This window comes from Janthinobacterium sp. EB271-G4-3-2 (assembly GCF_020858035.1).
In the GTDB taxonomy this organism is placed as follows: domain Bacteria; phylum Pseudomonadota; class Gammaproteobacteria; order Burkholderiales; family Burkholderiaceae_D; genus Janthinobacterium; species Janthinobacterium aestuarii.
Genome location: NZ_JACYMG010000004.1, coordinates 86,236 through 104,214, shown reverse-complemented (window position 1 = coordinate 104,214; position 17,979 = coordinate 86,236). Strand labels below are relative to the sequence as shown.

Annotated in this window: 19 protein-coding genes; 10 read left to right on the top strand and 9 right to left on the bottom strand. The window is 66.4% G+C overall.

The features are described 5' to 3' along the window. Positions 1–120 precede the first annotated feature (120 nt). The 3 genes from IGS55_RS10695 (at position 121) to IGS55_RS10685 (ending at position 2,205) form a co-directional block, all read left to right on the top strand. On the top strand, positions 121–1,542 hold the full coding sequence (locus tag IGS55_RS10695; RefSeq protein ID WP_230516871.1) for an MFS transporter: 1,422 nt from the start codon (positions 121–123) through the stop codon (positions 1,540–1,542). Then, entirely contained in the window at positions 1,539–1,943 is a 405-nt protein-coding gene (locus tag IGS55_RS10690; protein WP_230516870.1) for a DUF4440 domain-containing protein, read from the top strand. Before IGS55_RS10695 ends, IGS55_RS10690 begins: the two co-directional genes overlap by 4 nt. Positions 1,944–2,031: 88 nt before the next feature. Next, positions 2,032–2,205, top strand: coding sequence for a hypothetical protein (locus IGS55_RS10685; protein WP_230516869.1), 174 nt, complete (start codon positions 2,032–2,034; stop codon positions 2,203–2,205). A gap of 21 nt (positions 2,206–2,226) precedes the next feature. On the opposite strand, the gene IGS55_RS10680 is transcribed toward IGS55_RS10685, so the two are convergent. Together IGS55_RS10680 and IGS55_RS10675 are read right to left on the bottom strand one after the other, a co-directional pair. Beyond that, positions 2,227–2,691 (bottom strand): DUF2269 family protein, encoded by a 465-nt coding sequence (locus tag IGS55_RS10680; RefSeq protein ID WP_230516868.1) that lies wholly within the window; start codon positions 2,689–2,691, stop codon positions 2,227–2,229. Next, positions 2,679–3,989, bottom strand: a complete 1,311-nt coding sequence (locus tag IGS55_RS10675; protein ID WP_230516867.1) for an SDR family oxidoreductase — start codon at positions 3,987–3,989, stop codon at positions 2,679–2,681. Before IGS55_RS10675 ends, IGS55_RS10680 begins: the two co-directional genes overlap by 13 nt. A gap of 77 nt (positions 3,990–4,066) precedes the next feature. On the opposite strand from IGS55_RS10675, the gene IGS55_RS10670 reads away from it, so the two are divergent. From IGS55_RS10670 to IGS55_RS10650, 5 genes are all read left to right on the top strand, one after another. Then, on the top strand, positions 4,067–4,534 hold the full coding sequence (locus IGS55_RS10670) for a hypothetical protein (RefSeq protein WP_128140702.1): 468 nt from the start codon (positions 4,067–4,069) through the stop codon (positions 4,532–4,534). A 107-nt stretch (positions 4,535–4,641) separates the two neighbouring features. Continuing rightward, on the top strand, positions 4,642–4,998 hold the full coding sequence (locus IGS55_RS10665; RefSeq protein WP_230516866.1) for a hypothetical protein: 357 nt from the start codon (positions 4,642–4,644) through the stop codon (positions 4,996–4,998). A 29-nt stretch (positions 4,999–5,027) separates the two neighbouring features. Next, a complete protein-coding gene (locus IGS55_RS10660) occupies positions 5,028–5,936 on the top strand; it encodes a manganese catalase family protein (protein ID WP_230516865.1) in 909 nt (302 codons plus the stop codon). Positions 5,937–5,960: 24 nt separating this feature from the next. Next, positions 5,961–6,857 (top strand): ZIP family metal transporter, encoded by an 897-nt coding sequence (locus tag IGS55_RS10655; protein WP_230516864.1) that lies wholly within the window; start codon positions 5,961–5,963, stop codon positions 6,855–6,857. A 71-nt stretch (positions 6,858–6,928) separates the two neighbouring features. Then, the gene (locus IGS55_RS10650) at positions 6,929–7,345 is read left to right on the top strand and encodes a hypothetical protein (RefSeq protein ID WP_230516863.1); all 417 of its coding nucleotides are present in this window, start codon (positions 6,929–6,931) and stop codon (positions 7,343–7,345) included. Between the two features lie 22 nt (positions 7,346–7,367). On the opposite strand, the gene IGS55_RS10645 is transcribed toward IGS55_RS10650, so the two are convergent. Genes IGS55_RS10645 through IGS55_RS10625 form a run of 5 tightly spaced genes read right to left on the bottom strand, consistent with a single transcriptional unit; the run spans position 7,368 to position 14,103 of the window. After that, positions 7,368–7,943: a DUF1349 domain-containing protein gene (locus tag IGS55_RS10645; RefSeq protein WP_230516862.1), complete on the bottom strand. Its 576-nt coding sequence runs from the start codon at positions 7,941–7,943 to the stop codon at positions 7,368–7,370. A gap of 25 nt (positions 7,944–7,968) precedes the next feature. Continuing rightward, positions 7,969–9,357 (bottom strand): TolC family protein, encoded by a 1,389-nt coding sequence (locus tag IGS55_RS10640; protein WP_329958131.1) that lies wholly within the window; start codon positions 9,355–9,357, stop codon positions 7,969–7,971. Beyond that, positions 9,354–12,446, bottom strand: coding sequence for a MexW/MexI family multidrug efflux RND transporter permease subunit (locus IGS55_RS10635; protein ID WP_230516861.1), 3,093 nt, complete (start codon positions 12,444–12,446; stop codon positions 9,354–9,356). Before IGS55_RS10635 ends, IGS55_RS10640 begins: the two co-directional genes overlap by 4 nt. Before the next feature lie 15 nt (positions 12,447–12,461). Beyond that, complete coding sequence (locus tag IGS55_RS10630; RefSeq protein ID WP_329958130.1) at positions 12,462–13,574, bottom strand: efflux RND transporter periplasmic adaptor subunit; 1,113 nt, start codon at positions 13,572–13,574, stop codon at positions 12,462–12,464. Positions 13,575–13,620: 46 nt separating this feature from the next. After that, on the bottom strand, positions 13,621–14,103 hold the full coding sequence (locus IGS55_RS10625; RefSeq protein WP_128140695.1) for a DUF2165 family protein: 483 nt from the start codon (positions 14,101–14,103) through the stop codon (positions 13,621–13,623). A 123-nt stretch (positions 14,104–14,226) separates the two neighbouring features. Here IGS55_RS10625 and IGS55_RS10620 point away from each other — a divergent pair, with 123 nt between their 5' ends. Next, complete coding sequence (locus IGS55_RS10620) at positions 14,227–14,886, top strand: helix-turn-helix transcriptional regulator (RefSeq protein WP_230516860.1); 660 nt, start codon at positions 14,227–14,229, stop codon at positions 14,884–14,886. Here IGS55_RS10620 and IGS55_RS10615 read toward each other — a convergent pair. Then, positions 14,883–16,148 carry an MFS transporter gene (locus tag IGS55_RS10615; protein ID WP_230516859.1) on the bottom strand — a complete coding sequence of 422 codons (1,266 nt, stop codon included), beginning with the start codon at positions 16,146–16,148 and terminating at the stop codon, positions 14,883–14,885. The two genes, IGS55_RS10620 and IGS55_RS10615, sit on opposite strands and share 4 nt — an antisense overlap. A 110-nt stretch (positions 16,149–16,258) precedes the next feature. On the opposite strand from IGS55_RS10615, the gene IGS55_RS10610 reads away from it, so the two are divergent. Further along, positions 16,259–17,158, top strand: a complete 900-nt coding sequence (locus tag IGS55_RS10610) for a LysR substrate-binding domain-containing protein (protein WP_230516858.1) — start codon at positions 16,259–16,261, stop codon at positions 17,156–17,158. Here the strand turns inward: IGS55_RS10610 and IGS55_RS10605 are convergent. Beyond that, positions 17,155–17,907 carry an SDR family oxidoreductase gene (locus IGS55_RS10605; RefSeq protein WP_230516857.1) on the bottom strand — a complete coding sequence of 251 codons (753 nt, stop codon included), beginning with the start codon at positions 17,905–17,907 and terminating at the stop codon, positions 17,155–17,157. The genes IGS55_RS10610 and IGS55_RS10605 overlap by 4 nt on opposite strands. Positions 17,908–17,979 lie beyond the last annotated feature (72 nt).

Below are 17,979 nucleotides of genomic sequence, written 5' to 3'. Positions count from 1 at the left end.
AGTGAGAAGAGATACGGGTTGCAAGGCTTTGTCAAAATGGATTTGACAGTGTAATCGGGGCTGGCCCGTTACGCAAATGGCGGTTGGCGCTTAAGCTGGCCGTTTGCCATTTGGAGCACCATGGACTATCGCAAAAAGGTCGCGGCCATCTATCTGCTGGGCTTTTTCGTTGACCTGATCAACATGTTCATCACCAGCGTCGCCTACCCCGACATCGGCCATGCCTTGCACGCCTCGGTGGCGCAGCTGGCCTGGATCAGCACCGCCTACATCCTCGGCCTGACCATCGTCATCCCTGCCAGCGCCTGGCTGGCTGCCTGTTATGGCAGCAAAACCGTGTTCATGGCATCGTTGCTAACTTTTTTATGCGCGAGCATCGGCGCCGGCCTGGCGCCATCGATCGAAGCGCTGATCGCCTGGCGCTGCGTGCAGGGCCTGGGCGGCGGCTTGCTTATTCCGCTGGGACAAAGCATGACTTATCAGCTGTACCAGCCTGCCGAGCGTCCGGGACTGTCCTCCGTCATCATGCTCGTGGGCTTGCTGGCGCCCGCCCTGTCGCCCGCGCTGGGCGGCGTCATCGTCGACAGCCTGTCGTGGCGGGCGATTTTCTATTTGAACGTGCCGTTTGCCGCGCTGGCGCTGCTGCTGGCCGCCTGCTGGCTGCGTCCCGACCCGCCGCGTGCGGCCGTTCCCCGTCTCGACGTGGGCGGCCTGCTGGCGGGCAGCACCGCGATTTTGCTGCTGTTGCTGGGCTTGACCATGCTGGGCACGCCGGACGAGCTGCTGGCCGGCGCCGGCGTGCTGGCGCTGGGCGCCGCCTGCGCCTGGGGCTATGTGCGCGGCGCGCTGCGCAAGTCGACGCCGCTGCTCAACCTGCGCCTGGCCGCCGAACCGCTGCTGCGCATTGCCATGCTGATGTATCTGCTGGTGCCGGGCGTTTTCATGGGCGTGAGCCTGCTGGCCATGCTGTATCTGCAGGGCGTGCTGGGCATGCCCGCGTCGACGGCCGGTGCGCTGATGCTGCCGTGGGCGCTGGCCTCGTTTGCGGCCATTTCGCTGACCGGCAAAAGCTACCGCCGCGTGGGTCCGCAACCGCTGTTCATCTTTGGTGCGCTGCTGCAGGCGGCGGGCATGCTGATGCTGCTGCGCGTGGATGCGGCCGATCAGCTGTTCTGGCTGGCCGGCGCGTATGCCGTGATGGGTTTTGGCGGCGGCTTGTGCAGCAGCACGGCGCAAAGCACGGCCTTCTTGCGCACGCCGGACGGGCAGCTGAGCCAGGCCAGCGCCGTGTGGAATATCAACCGCCAGCTGGGCTTTTGCCTGGGCGTGGCGCTGCTCAGCGTATTACTGAATGGCTTGCTGGCGGCGCAGGGTATCGCATCGCTCGACGACCCCGCCCAGCATCTGCGCGCGGCGCAGGTGTTCCACTGGTGCTTTGCGCTGGCCGCCGCCTCGTGCCTGCTGCCTTTGGCACTGTGCCTGCGCATCGACAACCGCGCCGTTCTCGACCTTTTACATCACCATGGAGTAGCAAAAAAATGACTGCAACGAACCCCTATTTTGACGACGTTTTATCCACGCATGTGCTGATCCGCGCATGGCTTTCTGGCGAAGCGGCAGCGGAAAACTGCGCGCAATTGCTGGCGCGGTTTTCGCCCGACTTTACGATGGTGGCGCCGGGCGGGATGCGGCTCGATCACGCCGGATTGACCGGATTTTTCCAGGGCGCCGGCGGCAGCCGCCCGGGCCTCGCCATGCGCATCACGGACTTGCAGCTGATCCAGGAAAGCGCCGCCGGCGCCACCGTCTCCTACCGCGAATTCCAGTCGCTGCCGGGCGCGGAAAACACCGAGCGCTGGTCCACCGTCGTGTATGAAAAAACGCCCGATGGCGCTTTGTTGTGGCGCCACCTGCATGAAACGTGGGCCGTGCGGGCGGATTGATCCTACAGCGTGGCGGCGGGCGCGCCGATGGACAATGGCGCTGCGGCGGCTAGGCTGACAAGGTCCCCTCGTTCATCAGGAGCGCCTCATGACCAAGCAAAAATCGCAGGCCGGCCAGAACCGCCAATCGGCCGGCCCCACGGAAGACAAAAGCGGCACCGACAATGACGTTGGCAAGCGCGGCAAGGATGCGGCCAGCCATACGAAGGCCGGTTCCGGCAAGGGCGCCGGCGGCGGCAAGAAGCAGGGCCGCAAACACTGACGCAAAGACGGCGATGCGTGCTCAGGCCGGCTTGGCCGTCATCAGGTAAAACACGACGATGAGGGCGAAGAAGGCGGGCACGCCCAACGCCGTCCAGATGCGCAGGTAGCGCCAGTACAGCGCGGGCAAGGCCAGGCCGTCGCGCGCGCTGGCCTGCGCCATGTCGCGCATGCGCATCTGCAGCCACACGACGGGCAGCCAGCAGGCGCCCGCCACCAGGTACAAGGCCACCGACCAGACGATCCAGCCGCTGCTCAAGGGATAACCGGCCAGGTGCGCCAGGTAAAAGCCGCTCAGGGGCTGGAACACCACCGTGGTGGCCGTAAACAGCCAGTCGGCGCGCACCACGTGGCGGCTGACGACGGCGATGGCGCGCACGTCGCGGCTCAGGCTCGTGAACAGCAGGTAGAAGGCCGAGCCGATGCCGGTGCCGAACAGCAGGGTCGACGAGACGATGTGCAGCCATTTGACGATCAGGTATTCCATGGATGTTCCTCCAGTTGGTACAGCAGCCACAGGGCCGCCAGCATGGGCAGGTTTTTCGTCAGCGGGGCGTAGGGATGCCAGAGGAATTCCGGCAGGAACACGGCGATCCAGACGGTATAGAACACGATGAGCGCGGCTTGCGGCGGCCATAGCCAGCGCCGCCACGGCGGGCGCAGCGCCAGGGTGGCCATGCCGAGCAGCAGGTCGAACAGGCAGGCGCCGGCCAGCAGCGGCGGCGCCCAGGCGGGCGGCACGCCGCTGCGCGCGAGCAGGCGATAGCTGTCTTCCACGGGATAGACGCCTGCCGAGACGATGGCCGTGGCGATCCATACGATGGCAATCGACAGGCGCAGCACGGGCAGCAGCCAGTCCAGCTGGGCGCGCACGGCCGCGCCGCGCGCGTCGCTGATGAACTGCGCCACGGGCCGCGGCGCGCGCCCCAGTAAACGCCGCGTGAGCCCCGCATCGGCGGTATTGCCCCGTTCGAGCATGCCCAGGGTGGCGCGGTCCGGCATGGCAAAGCCCAGCAGCCTGGCCAGCAGCAGCACGGGCGGCATCAGCCACCGGGGCAGCGACACGACGCGCAGGCGTCCCAGCCCCATGGCCGCGCGCAGGGCCGCCAGGTAGGCAGTAAACGGCAGCGCCTGCGGCCCCACGACGGGCACGCGGCGCGTCTTCTGTCCGCCCAGCGCGCCCGCGCCGCGCACCAGCGCGACGATCAGGTCGCTTAAGTCGTCCACATGCACGGGTTGCACCGGCTGCGGCGCGCGGCCGAAGCGGGGATACACGGGCAGGCTGGCCAGCATGCGGAACAGGCGCGCGCTCTCGCCGTCGTCGCCATACACGAGCGAAGGCTGGACGATGACGGCGCGCAGCGGCAGGCCGGCGAGAAAATCGTCGGCCGCCTTCTTGCTCAGGTGGTAGGGCGAGACGGCGCCTTCGTCGGCGCCCAGGGCAGACAGTTGTATCACCAGCTGCACCTCGCTCTCGGCGCAGGCGGCGAACAGGGCGCGCGGCGCCCGCGTGTGCAGGGCCGCAAACGTCTGCGCGCCATGCTCGGCGATGATGCCGACGCAGTTGATGACGACATCGATACCGTCCAGGCGCGGCAGCCACACGGCCTTGGCCGTGTCGCGCGCAAAATCGGCCTCGATCAGGCGCACGCGCTGCTCCTCGCCGATGCGGGCGCGGGGTGGCGCGCGGCGTGTCGTGCACGCGAGCTGGAAACCTTCGGCCAGCAGCGCGGTCGAAACATGCGTTCCGATGAAACCGCTCGCCCCCGTCAGCAGTATGCGCATCGATGCCCTTTCCTGATGGGAGTTGGATTCGCCTTTTGCGTTTCAGTTCATTGCCGCATTCACCATAGGAGACCACCATGCCATCCTTGCCTGCCACCCTGCGTCATGGCGCCCTGTCGGGCAGCCTTGCCTCCCTCCTGTCCGCCGCCGCCCTGGCCTTGTGCGGGCGGCGCGAAACGGGCAGCGTATTCGCCGCCGTGAACGCCGTCAGCCACTGGCTGTGGGGCGACGAGGCGGCGCGCCGCGACGATGCCTCGCTCAGGCACACCCTGGTCGGCTACGTCATCCACCATTGCAGCGCCATGTTCTGGGGCGTGCTGTTCGAGCGCTATGCGGCGCGCATCCTCGACCGGCGCCGCGTGGCGTCCACCGTCGCGGCGGCGGCCGGCGCCACGGCCGTGGCCTGTTTCACGGATTACCAGCTGACGCCGCACCGTTTGCAGCCCGGCTACGAGATGCGCCTGTCGCGCCCCTCGCTGCTGCTCGTGTACGGCGCCTTCGGCATCGGCCTGGCCGCGGGCGCGCTGTGGCTGCGGCGGCGCTGAGGCGCCGCGCGAGTCACTTTCCTACACGCCGGCCCGCCGCGCGCCTATCTTGCCGGCCGCTGCGCGCCAGTAGCATGGAACTTCATCCACCAACCGAGGAGAAGCGCATGCAGGACGAACACGGCAATACCCCGCAGCATCCCGCCGATCAGGGGCGCAACACGCGCATGGACAAGACCGATGCCGATAAGGCCAAGGGCGATGCGTATGCGAACCAGGGCGGCGGCAAGCTGGCCAGCGGCAATGCCAACAACGGCCACTGGGCCAACGACGTCATCACGCCGCAGGGCGGGCCCGACCCGGTGGAGCAGGAAAACCTGCCCACGCTGACGCAGCCCGATGGCAATGCCCACGTCAAGGGCGCGGCGCAGCGGCCGCAAAGCGAAGCGGGCAAGCTGGCCGATGACCGGCCGGGCCGCAACGAGTCGAAGGACATCCACAGATCACTGAATCAGCACGAGTAGGCCGGCGTGCTGCAAACGAGGAGAAGCCCATGTTTGCACACAACAAGCGACTGCAATACACGGTCAGGGTGGAGCAGCCCAATCCCGGGCTGGCCAACCTGATGCTGGAACAATTCGGCGGCCCGCAGGGCGAGCTGGCCGCCGCCTGCCGCTACTTCACGCAAGCCTTGTCGGAGGACGATCCGGGCCGCAAGGACATGCTGTTCGATATCGCCACGGAAGAACTGAGCCATCTGGAAGTGATCGGCAATATCGTCGTCATGCTCAACAAGGGCGCCAAGGGCCGCCTGGCCGAGGGCGTCGACCAGGCGGCGGAGCTGTACCGCAACATCACGGGCGCGGGCAACGACAGCCATGTGACCCAGGTGCTGTACGGCGGCGGTGCGCCCCTGGTCAACTCGGCCGGCGTGCCGTGGTCGGCCGCCTACATCGACACCATCGGCGAACCGACGGCCGACCTGCGCTCGAATATCGCCGCCGAGGCGCGCGCCAAGATCGTCTACGAGCGCCTGATCAACCTGACGGACGACCCGGGCGTGAAGGAAGCGCTGGGTTTCCTGATGACGCGCGAAGTGGCGCACCAGAAGTCGTTTGAAAAAGCCCTGTATTCGATCGAGCCCAATTTCCCTCCCGGCAAGCTGCCGGGCGACCCGCAGTACGCGGACGTGTATTTCAATATGTCGCAGGGGCCGGGCGAGGAACGGGGACCGTGGAACCAGGGCGGCAAGTGGCAGTACATTTCCGACCCGCGCCAGCAGATGGCCGTCGATGGCGGCACCGGCGAGGCGGAAGTGAAATTGCCGAAGGACGAACTGGCCACCGTGCAGCAGATGGCGGCGCGCACGGCGTCGAATCCCGATGCCGACCCGCTGACGGGCGCCGAACTGGGGATGCGCCCCAACGGCCGCGATGGCAGCACCTCGTCCATGCCCTTGTAGCGCGGCAGGCCGGGTACCGTCAGCGTGAACACGCCGCGCGCGCTGCGAGCCCTGGCCAGACATTGGTCCTGGCCCCATGCACTGGGCTTTGCCGTGTGCGGCGGTGGCGCGCTGTGGTTGCTGTTCGCGCTGGCGGCCCAGCTGACGCTGCGCCATGCCCATCTGGCGCCGGCCCTGATCGGCGGCGCCATGGCGGCCGGTGCCACGGCACTCGGTACCGTGCCCGTGCTGCTGTCGCACAAATTTTCGCAACGCAGCTACGACTGCTTCCTCGGTTTTGGCGCCGGCGTGATGCTGGCGGCCACCGCATTTTCTCTGGTGCTGCCGGCGCTGGCGGCGGCCAGGCAGCGCGTGGCAACGCCCATGGACGCCAGCCTGCTGGTGGCCTTTGCCATGGGATTGGGCATGCTGCTGATCGTGGCGCTCAACCTGGTGGTGCGCGAACGCGTGCAGCATGGCGCGCCCGTCGCCGCCAGCAGCCTGAAAAGAGTGTGGATTTTTGTGTTTGCCGTCACCTTGCACAACCTGCCCGAGGGACTGGCGATCGGCGTCGGCTATGCGGGCATCGACCTGGACAAGGCCAATGCGCTGGCGGCCGGCATCGCCATCCAGGATGTGCCCGAAGGCCTGGTGGTGGCGCTGGCGCTGCGCAGCGTGGGCTACGGCCGGCGTCTGTCGGTGGCCATGGGCGCCGCCTCGGGCCTGGTCGAACCGCTGGCGGCGCTGGCGGGCCTGGCACTGATCGGCCTCTCGTCGGCCCTGCTGCCGTGGGGCCTGGCGGCGGCCGCCGGCGCCATGCTGTTCGTCATCGTGCACGACGCCATTCCCGAGGCGCACCGCAGCGGCAATGGCGGTTTTTCCAGTATCGCGCTGGTGTTCGGTTTTCTGCTGATGATGGTGCTCGATACGGCCTTGAGCTGATGGCACTGTGTGTGCGCTGTCTGAAGGACGATGTGCGTATCATGCGTTTCTTGCATTCGGAGAAAACAAAGATGCGCATAGACACGACATCGGACTCGCCAAGCTGGACCAAGGTCTTTGACATTGGTCATGAGCTGCGGCAGCTTGGTCCCTTGATGGAAGAAAAATATCCTGAGCTCGACTGGGAATTGTTTGTGTGCCTGCGCTGCCTGCCGAAAGGCTTGCAGAGAAAAACCTTTTGCCGCTACTACGCCAGCGACAAAATGTTCGGCCTCGATATCGCCATGGACGAGGAAGACTTCGTGCCGGTGAAAAAAAACACGCCGGCACAACGCAAATTGATCGGCGCCGCTTTCTTCACTTTTTTTGCAGCCAGCATTCAAAAATACAAGAAAAAACTCCCGGGACTCCAGCCTGTTTCAGCACAACTGACCGCCGACGTGCGGCAATGGTGCGCCGAGAATCAGTGGCTCGATTCCGCCGCCTGATCCACCATGCACGCACGGCCACTCAACTGAGGTCGTGCAAGTCCTTTTGCAGCGCCGGGCCGGTGGAAAACTGCGAAAACACGACTTCGAGCCCCGCGCGTTCCGGGGTGCAGCACATGGGGCCGACGAGGTAGCGCGATGCCACGGGAAACGGCGCCAGGCGCAGCAGCGGCCACAGCTTGCCATCGGTCGAATACTGCACGCGAATGGCGCCCTGCTCCACCGTCACGCGCAGCCAGAAACCGTCCGGCATGGCGGGCGCCAGACTGACGGCCCAATCGGATGTATCGACCGTCAGCACGGTGCTCAATAAGAGCTGGCCGTCGGAAAATTCGACGCCGCACTTGATCCAGTTTTCCGCATCGATGCGCACCATCAGGCCCGCCTGGTCGTACAGCGCTGCGTACTGCGCCGACACATGCAGCTGCGCCGTGAAATCTCCCTCGATGCCGGTGCCGAAAAAGTGGCCGCTGTCGCGGATAAAACCGTACGAGGTCTTGCGCCAGAAATCCGTGCTGGCGTCCGTCGTCACGCGCAATTGCGCGCCATCGGCGGACCAGTTTTCCGGTGCATTGAGCCAGCTGCCTTGGTTGAACATCGTGTGCCTTTCCGAGCTAAAAAGATCACATAGTTTGCCCCCATCCCAGCGCCTTGTACAGGGCAATCGCATCGATGTAGGACGCCGTTTCCGCCAGCAGCGCTTCGCGCCGGATATCGTACAAGGCGCGCTGGTTTTCCAGCACGGCCTGGTAGCTGCCGGAACCACCGTGATAGCGCGTGCTGGCGATGCCGAGGGCCGCGTTGCCATGGCGCGCCGACTGCAGCAGGGACGCCAATCGCGTCTGGTTTTCCGCCAGTTGCGTGACGGCGTTTTCCACGTCTTCCTGCGCCAATAACATCGTCTGCTCATAACGCGCCAGCGCGCCCTGCGCTTCGGCCTGCGTGCCGCGCAAGCGTGCCTTGACGCTGCCCAGACGGAAGGCCGGATAGCTGACCGATGGCGCCACCTCGAAGGCGCGCGCGCCGCCGTCGAACACGCCGCTGCCGCGCAGCGCGAAGAAGCCGAGAAAACCGCCGAGGCTCAGGCGCGGATACAGGTCGGCCGTGGCGGCCCCCACGTCTTCGCTGGAGGCGGCCAGCAGGCGCTCGGCGCGCACCACGTCGGGACGCTGCTTGATCAGGCGGTTCACGTCGCCGAGCGGCAGCTGGCCCGCCAGCGGCGCCTGTTGCCGGGGCTTGGTGGCCAGCGCGATGGCGCCAGGCGCTTGCCCGCTCAGCACATCGAGCCGGTACTGCGCCTGGCGCAAGCCCGCCTGCAAGGGCGGCAGCATCGCCTCGCTGCGCGCCAGGTTGGCCAGCGCGTTATGGCGCTCTTCCGGCAAGCCGCTGCCGGCGCGGATGCGGGCATCGGTCAATGCCACCGTATCGCGCCAGCTTTGCACCTGCGCCTGCGTCAGCGCCAGGTTTTGCTGGTAGCCCAGCGCCTCGTAGTAATTGCGCGCCACCTCGGCGGCGATCGTCAGCCGCACCTGCCGCAAGTCCGCTTGCGCCGCGTCGGCGCGCGCCTGCGCCGAGCGGCTCATGTGCGCGAGGCGGCCGAACAGGTCGATCTCCCATTGCGCGTCGAAGCCCACGCGCGTGCTGGCGCTGGCGGCGCGGCTGTCGGGCGTGTCTTGCCTGACTGCGCGCTGCCAGCCCGCCTGGCCCGTGACGGTGGGCAGTTCATCGAGCCGGCGCTCGTCGAAGTGGGCGCGCGCGGCCAGCAGGTTGGCCTGCGCCTGGGCGATATCGAGGTTGTGTTCGAGCGCGCCGGCGATCAGCCGCGACAGGCGCGCATCGTCGAAAAACGTCCACCACGCGGCCTCGCTGACGGCGCCCGCGCCGGGTGCGAATAGCGCTTGCTGCGGGCTGGCCAGGGCGATGGCGGGCATGCCCGGCGTAACGTAGGCGGGACTGACGGCGCAGCCGGCCAGCACGGGGAAAAGGGCGACGAGATAGCGGTACTTTTTCATACGGATTCCTTCAGCGCCTGCGACAGGTCGCGGGCGCGCGGCGTGGCATGGTCGGCCGTGTGGCGGCGGGCCAGAAAGGTGTACACGGTGGGCAGCACGAACAAGGTAAAGAAGGTGCCGATCAACATGCCCGAGACGATCACCACGCCCAGGCCGAAGCGGCTGTTGGCGCCCGCGCCGGAAGCGAACAGCAGCGGCACCAGGCCCACCACCATGGCCGCCGTCGTCATCAAAATCGGTCGCAGGCGGATCTGCGCCGCCTTGCGGATGGCCGTGATGCGGTCGAGCTGTTCATGCACCTGCAATTCGTTGGCAAATTCCACCATCAGGATGCCGTGTTTGCTGATCAAGCCGATCAGGGTCACGAGACCGATCTGCGTATAGATGTTGACGGTGGCGTAACCCAGGGCCAGCGGAATCAGCGCGCCGCAGATCGACAGCGGCACCGTGATCAGGATGATCAGCGGATCCGTCAGGCTTTCATACTGCGCCGCCAGCACCAGGTAGATGACGACGACGGCCGCGAGGAAGGCCAGCAGCAGCGCATTGCCTTCCGTGGCGAACTGGCGCGCGTCCGATTGCCAGTCGTAGCTGAAGCCCGGCGGCAGGGTCTTGGCCACGCCATCGAGGAAGGCGACGGCGTCACCGAGGGTCACGCCCGGCGCCGGCACGCCCTGGAAGGTGGCCGCGTTTTGCTGGTTGAACTGCGTCAGCATGTTCGGCTCGATCTGTTCCGTCACCGAGACAACGGCGGACAGCGGCAGCAGGCTGCCATCGTCGGCGCGCACGTACTGCTGCGTCAGGGCTTGCGCCGTGAGCCGCTGTTCGCGCGGGCTTTGCGCGATGACGTCGTAGGCGCGGCCATCCATGCCGAAACGGTTCAGATAATTTTCGCCCACCAGCACGGCCAGCGACTCGCCGATGTCCTGCATGCGGATGCCCAGGCTGTTGGCCTTGGAGCGGTCCACGCGCACTTTGACCACCGGGTTGTTGTAATCGAGGTCGCTGTCGACGACGGCAAACAGGCCGCTATCGCGCGCACGCTGCTTGACGTCTTCCATGGTGCGAAACAGGGTGGCGTAATCCTGCGCGCTGCGCAGTACCATCTGCACGGGCAAGCCACCGCTCGATCCCGGCAAGGGCGCCAGCTGGAAGGCGAAGATGCTGGTGCCTTCCACGTCGCCCACCGCATGCTGGAGTTCGGCCTGGATGACGGCCGCGTTGCGCGCGCGTTCGGCCCACGGCGTCAGGTTGATGCCGCCGATGCTCGATGCCGGCCCTTCGCCGCCGTTGATGATCCAGCGCGAGTGCGTTTCGGGGATATTTTTGTAGATGGCATCGAGCTTGTACGAAAAGCGCTCGACGTAATCGAGGTTGGCGTGCTGCGGCGCCTTGATCGCCGTCAGCACGCTGGCCTGGTCTTCCGCCGGCGCCAGTTCGCGCTGCGGCAGCAGGTATAAAAACGGCAAACTGACCATCACCAGCGCGGCGAAACCGGCACTGAGCCAGCGGTGGTGCAGGGAGCGGTCCAGCAGGCGCGCATAGCGGCTGGTCAGTCCCTCGAAGAAATGCTCGGCGGCGCGCGCCATGCGCCCTTCCGATTGTTTCGGCTGCAGCAGCAAGGAGCTCATCACGGGTGACAAGGTCAAGGCCACCACGCCCGACACCACCACGGCGCCGGCCAGGGTCAGTGCGAATTCCTTGAACAGCGCGCCCGTGAGTCCCCCCATCATGCCGATCGGCGCATACACGGCGGCCAGGGTGATCGTCATGGCGATCACGGGGCCGGCCACTTCGCGCGCGCCCACAAGGGCGGCCGCCACGGGCGTCTTGCCCTCCTCGATATGCCGGTGCACGTTTTCCACCACGACGATGGCGTCGTCGACCACCAGGCCCACGGCCAGCACCATCGCCAGCAAGGTCAATAAATTGATGCTGAAGCCGAAGGCCAGCATCAGCGCCGCCGCGCCCAGCATCGACAACGGGATCGTCACGACGGGTATCAGCACGGAGCGCAAGGAGCCCATGCACAGGTAGATGACGATGACGACGATCAGCAGCGCTTCGAGCAGGGTGTGCGCCACCTCGTCGATGGACGACTGGATGAAGCGCGCCGTCTCGAACGCCAGTTCGACTTTCACGCCCGGTGGCAGGGTTTTCTGGATTTCGGGCAGCAGCTTCCTGATGCCGTCGACGATCACCAGCGGGTTGCCGCCCGGGGTGGGCGACAGGCCCAGGTACACGGCCGGCACGCCGTCCATGATGCCGCTCGTCTCCGTGGCGGCCGCGCCCAGTTCCACCGTGCCCACGTCCTTCAGGCGCACGAGCGACGCGCTGTCATCGCCGCCCTTGCGAATGACCATGTCGCGGAACTCCGCCACGCTGGTCAGATCCGTGTTGACGCTGATGTTCGAGACGACGAATTGTCCCTTCACTTTGCCGGGCGCCGCCTGGTAGTTATTGCGCCGCACGGCGTCGGCCACGTCGGCCGCCGTCAAGCCCCGCGCCGCCAGCTTGGCCGGGTCGATCCACAAGCGCATGGCCAGCTGCTGGCCGCCATACACGTCGACTTTGGCCACGCCGTCGATGGTGGCGAACATCGGCTGCACGACGCGCGCCAGGTAGTCCGTCAGCGCGGGCGCGGACACGCTCTCGCTGGCAAAGCCGACATAGGCGACGGCCGAGGAGTCGCCGGCCGAGCGCTCGATGACGGGGTCGAAAGCGCCTTCGGGCAGCTTGTAGCGTACCTGGTTGACCTTGGCCATCACTTCCGTCAGCGCCTGCGTGGAATCGCGGTTCAGTTCCATGCGCACGGTGACCGTGCTGCTGCCCTGCACCGACGACGAGGTCAGGTAATCGATGCCTTCCACCGACGATACGGCTTGCGCGATCGGCTGCGTGACAAAACCCTGCATCAGTTCCGCCGAAGCGCCCGGATACGTGGTTTTCACCGTGATGGTGGACGATTCGAGCATCGGGTATTGACGGATCGGCAGCTGCAGGATGGCGACCACGCCCAGCATCAGTATCAAGGTGCTGATCACCAGCGCCAGCACGGGGCGGCGCACGAATAGATCGGTAAATTTCATGGTGATGTCTTTCCTTTACGAGCCGGCCTTGGGCGCGGCGCGCTTGGCCTCGTCCAGGGTGTTGGCGACGGCTTGCACGGCCATGCCGTCGGCCAGTTTCAGCTGGCCCGAAGCGACCACGCGCTGGCCTTCGCGCAAGCCGTCGAGGATGGCGACCCTGCCCCCTGCCCGCTCGCCCAGTTTCACGCCCACGCGCTTGACGGTGAGCGGCTGTTTCCCTTCCTGCTGCGCCACAAATACCGTGTCGCCATACGCGCTGTAGGTCACGGCCGTTTCCGGCACCGTCAGTTGCTGGCCCGCCTCGCGCGCCACGCGCACGTTCGCGTACATTCCCGCTTTGAGCGCGCCGCGCGGATTGGCGAGCGCCGCTTGCACCTGCACCATGCGCGAACGGGCGATCAGCGGATCGATGGCATTGATTTTGGCCGTGAAGATGTCATCGGGATAGGCATCCACCAGCACTTGCACGGCCTGGCCTGGCGCCAGTTTCGCGCTGCTCTGTTCATCGAGGGCGAAGTTCACCATCAGCGACTGCGTGTCGATCAGGCTGGCCACCGTATCGGCCGCATTCAGGTACTGCCCCGCGTGCACCTTGCGGATGCCCAGCTGCCCGGCGAACGGCGCGCGGATGGTCTTTTGCGCGATCAGCGCTTCCGTCTGGCGCACGTCGCCCAGGGCCGCATCGCGCGCGGCCAGCGCGCTATCGAGCTGCTCCTGCGTGGCCGCCTTTTCCTTCACCATCTGCGCGGTGCGCGCATGGCTGCTTTCCGCGTTTTTCAGCTGCGCGCGCTGGCGCAGCAGGGCCGCCTGTTCTTGGGCGTCATTGAGCTGCACCAGCACGGCGCCGGCCGCCACGCTCTGCCCCGATGCGAAGCGGATCCGCGTGATGCGCCCGCCCGTTTCGGCCGCCACTTGCACCTGGCGCGCCGCTTCCAGTTCGCCTACGCCAGCGAAGTAGCGCTCCTGCGTGCCCAGCACGACGGGCACGAGCGCCACCTTGGTGGCGGGGGAGGCGGCGGCATCGGCCGCATGCGCGGCGGCTTGTGATTCAGCGCGCGGATACAGTACGGCACCGGCGACGGCCAGGGTGATGGCCAGCGCGGAGGCGCCGACGAGTTTCGTATTCATGATGAAGTCCTTTACAACTGGGAAGAAGAGGCGCAGCGGAGGCTGATCAGGTCCGCTGCGCGTTGAAAAGAAAGAACAGGCCGATGGTCCACAGCAGCAGCACCAGGTGCGTCGTCTGCAAGCCTTCCTGCGCGATCCAGTAGCCGAACCACAGGCCGCCCAGGTGCATCAGCAGCAAAAAGGCGGCCATGGCGCACAAGGCCAGGTTCAGCCAGGGCAGCGCCTGCGTCAGCGAGGCGCCGAAGAACAGCGCCACGCCCGTCCAGGCGGCGATGGCGGCCAGCAGTTGCAAGGTCAGCACCACGCCCAGCGACAGCCGGTGCAGGGTCAAGGACGTGAGCGCGCGGCGCAACAGCGGCGTCTGGATGGTCGGGTCCTGGCGCAATGGGTCCATGCGCATGGTGTTGCCGATGGCCCAGACGGAGCCGTGGAAGGCGTGCAGGTTGTTGATGGCGGCCAGGGTCAGCCAGGTGGCCAGGCCGGTAGCGAGGATGGCGTGAAACAGCCAGATCGAGTGCTGCAGCTGCATGGGATTCCCGTCCAAAGAATGTCTTGCCGGCATGCGGACGTGGAAACTCCTCGACAGCGGGGAGCTACCGGCCTATTATGCAAGCAATTAGTTGGTTAACTGGCCCCATGATAGTTGAGCGAAATGAATTACACAAGTAAACGTTTGGATAATGGCGAGGCACCGCAAACGACGGAGCGCATCCTGTATTTCATCAAGACCAAGGGACCCGTCTCCACGGCGACCCTGGCCAAGACCCTGGACATGACGGGCGAGGCGGCGCGCCAGCAAGTGCAAAAGCTGGTGGCGGCCGGCTTGATTGAAGGACGGCAGGAAGCGCAGGCGGGCGCCGGCCGGCCGCGCCAGAACTGGGTCTTGACGGAAGCGGGCCATGCGCGCTTTCCCGACACGCATGCGCAGCTGACGATCAAGCTGATCGGCTCGGTGCGCCAGCTGTTCGGCGAGGCGGGGCTGGATAAACTCATCACGCAGCGCGAAGAGGAAAGCCGCGGCGCGTATGCGCTGGCGTGCTCGGCGCCGGACTTGCCCACGCGGCTGCGGCAGCTGGCGGCCGTGCGCGACGAAGAGGGTTATATGGCGCGCGTGGAAGCGGACGGCGACGACTGGCTGCTGATCGAAGACCACTGCCCCATCTGCGCCGCCGCGCGCACCTGCCAGGGCTTTTGCCGCTCCGAATTGCAGCTGTTCCAGGAAGTGGTGGGACCGCACGCCAGCATCGTGCGCGAGCAGCACGTGCTGGCCAATGCGATGCGCTGCGTGTACCGGATCCGGGCGCTGCCCTAAGCTTTCGGAAACAGCGGGCGGGCCAGCAGCGCCACGAGCCCCGCCAGCCACCACACGATGGGCCAGTTGCTGGCCGCCAGCAAATGCGGGATGGCGATCGGCGTGAGGAACAAGCCCACGTAGACGGCCGTGTTCGCCATGCCCAGCGCCGTGCCCGCGTTGGCGCCGCCCGCTTCCGTGGCCAGCTCCGTGTAGGCCACGCCATGCCAGGCGGACACGGCGATGCCGGCCAGCACCACGGCGGCCATCAACAGCCAGCCCGGCGCCTCCAGCCAGGCGATGCATCCCAGAAAAATGAAGGAAGCCAGCGCCACCAGGGCCGCGCCGCGCAGGAAAGCGGGCCGGTTTGCGTGGCGGTCCGTGTGGCGTCCGCTCCAGATGCGCATCACCATGGCGCCCACCTGCAGGGCCACCATCACGGCCGTGATTCCCGCCAGGCCCAGGTGGCCGTCATCGTGCAGGAACACGGTGGCAAAGCTGAGCACGGCAAACTGCGGCACGCACAGCAAGCCGATGGCGGCCACCATGCGCCAGACCTTGCGGTTTTTCAGGGGCGATGTTGCCTGGACTTTCATCAGGCCCGTGGGCGCGTTGTGCGGCCCCGTGGCGGCCTCGGCGGAGAAATCGGGCTCATGCATCCAGCGCCACGTAAAAAACGCCGACAGGCCGCATACGAGGGCCAGGGCGCCAAAGACGGGCATGAAGCCATAGCGTGAAGCCAGGCTGGGCAGGACGAGGGCGCCGAGGCCGCCGCCGAACGGCACGGCCGTCTGGCGGATGCTCATGGCGAAACCCCGTTCGCCGGGGCCGAACCAGCGCATCACGGCGCGGCCGCTGGCGCCATTCACGCTGCCGCCCAGCACGCCGACCAGGGCCAGTCCGGCCGCCAGCGCCCACAGGGGCGGCACGGCGCCGTCAGCCGGCGTGATCCACAGCAGCAAGGTCAACAGCGCCAGCATGGTGCCCAGCAAGCCGGTCAGCAGCACGGGGCGGTCGCCCCAGCGGTCGGTGGCCATGCCCCACGGCAATTCGGTCAGGGCCACGCCCAGACCCATGGCGCCCAGCGCCACCCCCAGTTCCGTATTGCTCAGGTGATAGCCGCTGCGCAGCCAGATGGCCGTGGTGGGCATGCCGTTGGCGGCGGCGGAAAAGCTGGCATTGGCCGCCACGCCGACGGCCAGTACTTTCCAGCGGTGGGCGTCGCCCGGCGCCGGCGTGGTGGCGGGAACAGGAACAGGAATAGCTTGGCAATTGGTGCTCATGGCAGGGACAGGAAAGTGGTTGACCCTGACAGTGTCGCGCAGTACGATCGTTCTGAATATCAGATAATTTAATATAAACCATCCCATAAAACAGGACAATTTTGTGCGCCATGAGCTTGCTTAATTTTGACATCGCCTTCTTGCGCAGCTATGTGGCTGGCATCGAGCTGGGCAGCTTTGCCCGCGCGGCGGACAAGGTGGGGCGTTCCACCTCGGCCGTCAGCGCGCAGCTGAAAAAACTCGAGGAGCAGGCGGGCATGCCCCTGTTCCGCAAGGATGGACGGGGGCTGGCGCTGACGCCGGCCGGCGAAGTCTTGCTCGGCTATGCGCGCCGCCTGCTGGAACTCAACGACGAGGCGGCCGTCGCCTTGCGCGGCGCGGAACTGGAAGGCTGGATCAGGCTGGGTTTGCAGGAGGATTTTGGCGAAGCCTTGCTGCCCGACGTGCTGGGACGTTTTGCCCGCGCGCATCCGAAAGTGCGCATCGAGGCGCACGTGGCGCGCAACACGGCCTTGATGGAAGGCCTGGCCATGGGGCAGCTGGACCTGGCCCTGCTGTGGGGTGGCGCGTGCATCGCCGACGTGGCCGAGTATCCGCGGCAGCAGCGCCAGCATATTGCCGAACCGGCCATGCGCTGGATCGCCTCGTCCAGCCTGGCCTGGCGGCCCGAGTCGGGCGAACCGTTGCCGCTCATCGCGTTTGACCGCGAATGCCTGTTCCAGCGCTGCGCCACGCAGGCGCTGGACCGGGCCGGCATCGCCTGGCGCACGGCGTTTACCAGTCCCAGCCTGGCCGGCCTGTGGGCGGCGGCCGCAGCCGGGCTGGGCGTGACGGTGCGCACGGGCCTGGGCTTGCCCTCAACCGTGCGCGCGCTCGATCACGTGGCGGCAGGGCTGCCCGCCCTGCCCCCGCTGTCGCTGGAACTGCTGCGTGCTTCACCCGTGTCCAGGCCGCCCGTCGAGCGCCTGGCCAGCCTGATCATCGAGTCGCTGCAGCAAGATGCGGCTTAGAACGCCTGCGCCGTCGGGCGCAGCACGATTTCATTGATGCCCACGTCGTCCGGCTGCCCGATCGCATACGCGATGGCGCGCGCCACGGCATCGGCGGGAATGGCAATTTCGTAGAACTCCTTGACGGCCTTGGCGCTCTCGGCGTGGCTGCTGCCCTCGCTCAATGGCGTGTCCACGGCGCCCGGCAAGATGGTGGTGGTACGGATGGTGCCGCCGCTGGCCGCCAGCTCATGGCGCAAGCCTTCCGAAATGGCGCTGACGGCAAACTTGGTGCCGCTGTAGACGGTGCCGCCCGGGCTGAAGACTTTTTGTCCGGCCACCGACGAGATATTGATGAAGTGGCCGCTGTTTTGCGCCTGGAAATGCGGCAGGACGGCGGCGATGCCGTTCAACACGCCTTTGATGTTGATATCGATCATGTTGTTCCACTCGTCGACTTGCAAGGCGCTCATCGGGGCGATGGCCATCAGCCCCGCATTGTTGATCAGCACGTCGACTTTGCCGAACACGGCCAGGGCCGTGTCGATCAGATTCTTGACGTCGGCAGGCACCGTGACGTCGGTCTGGGCGATGGCGGCCTGGCCACCGGCCGCCGTGATTTCCTCGGCGATGGTATTGAGCAAATCCATGCGCCGTGCACCGAGCACGACGCTGGCACCCAGTGCGGCCAGATGGCGCGCCGTGGCTTCGCCCAGGCCGCTGCTGGCGCCGGTGATGACAACGACTTTCCCTGCGATATGTAGACTCATGATGGATTCCCTGTGGAGGCAGCGGAGTGCTGCGGATGACATCGATCAATGCTGGCACAGCTTAGCGCATTT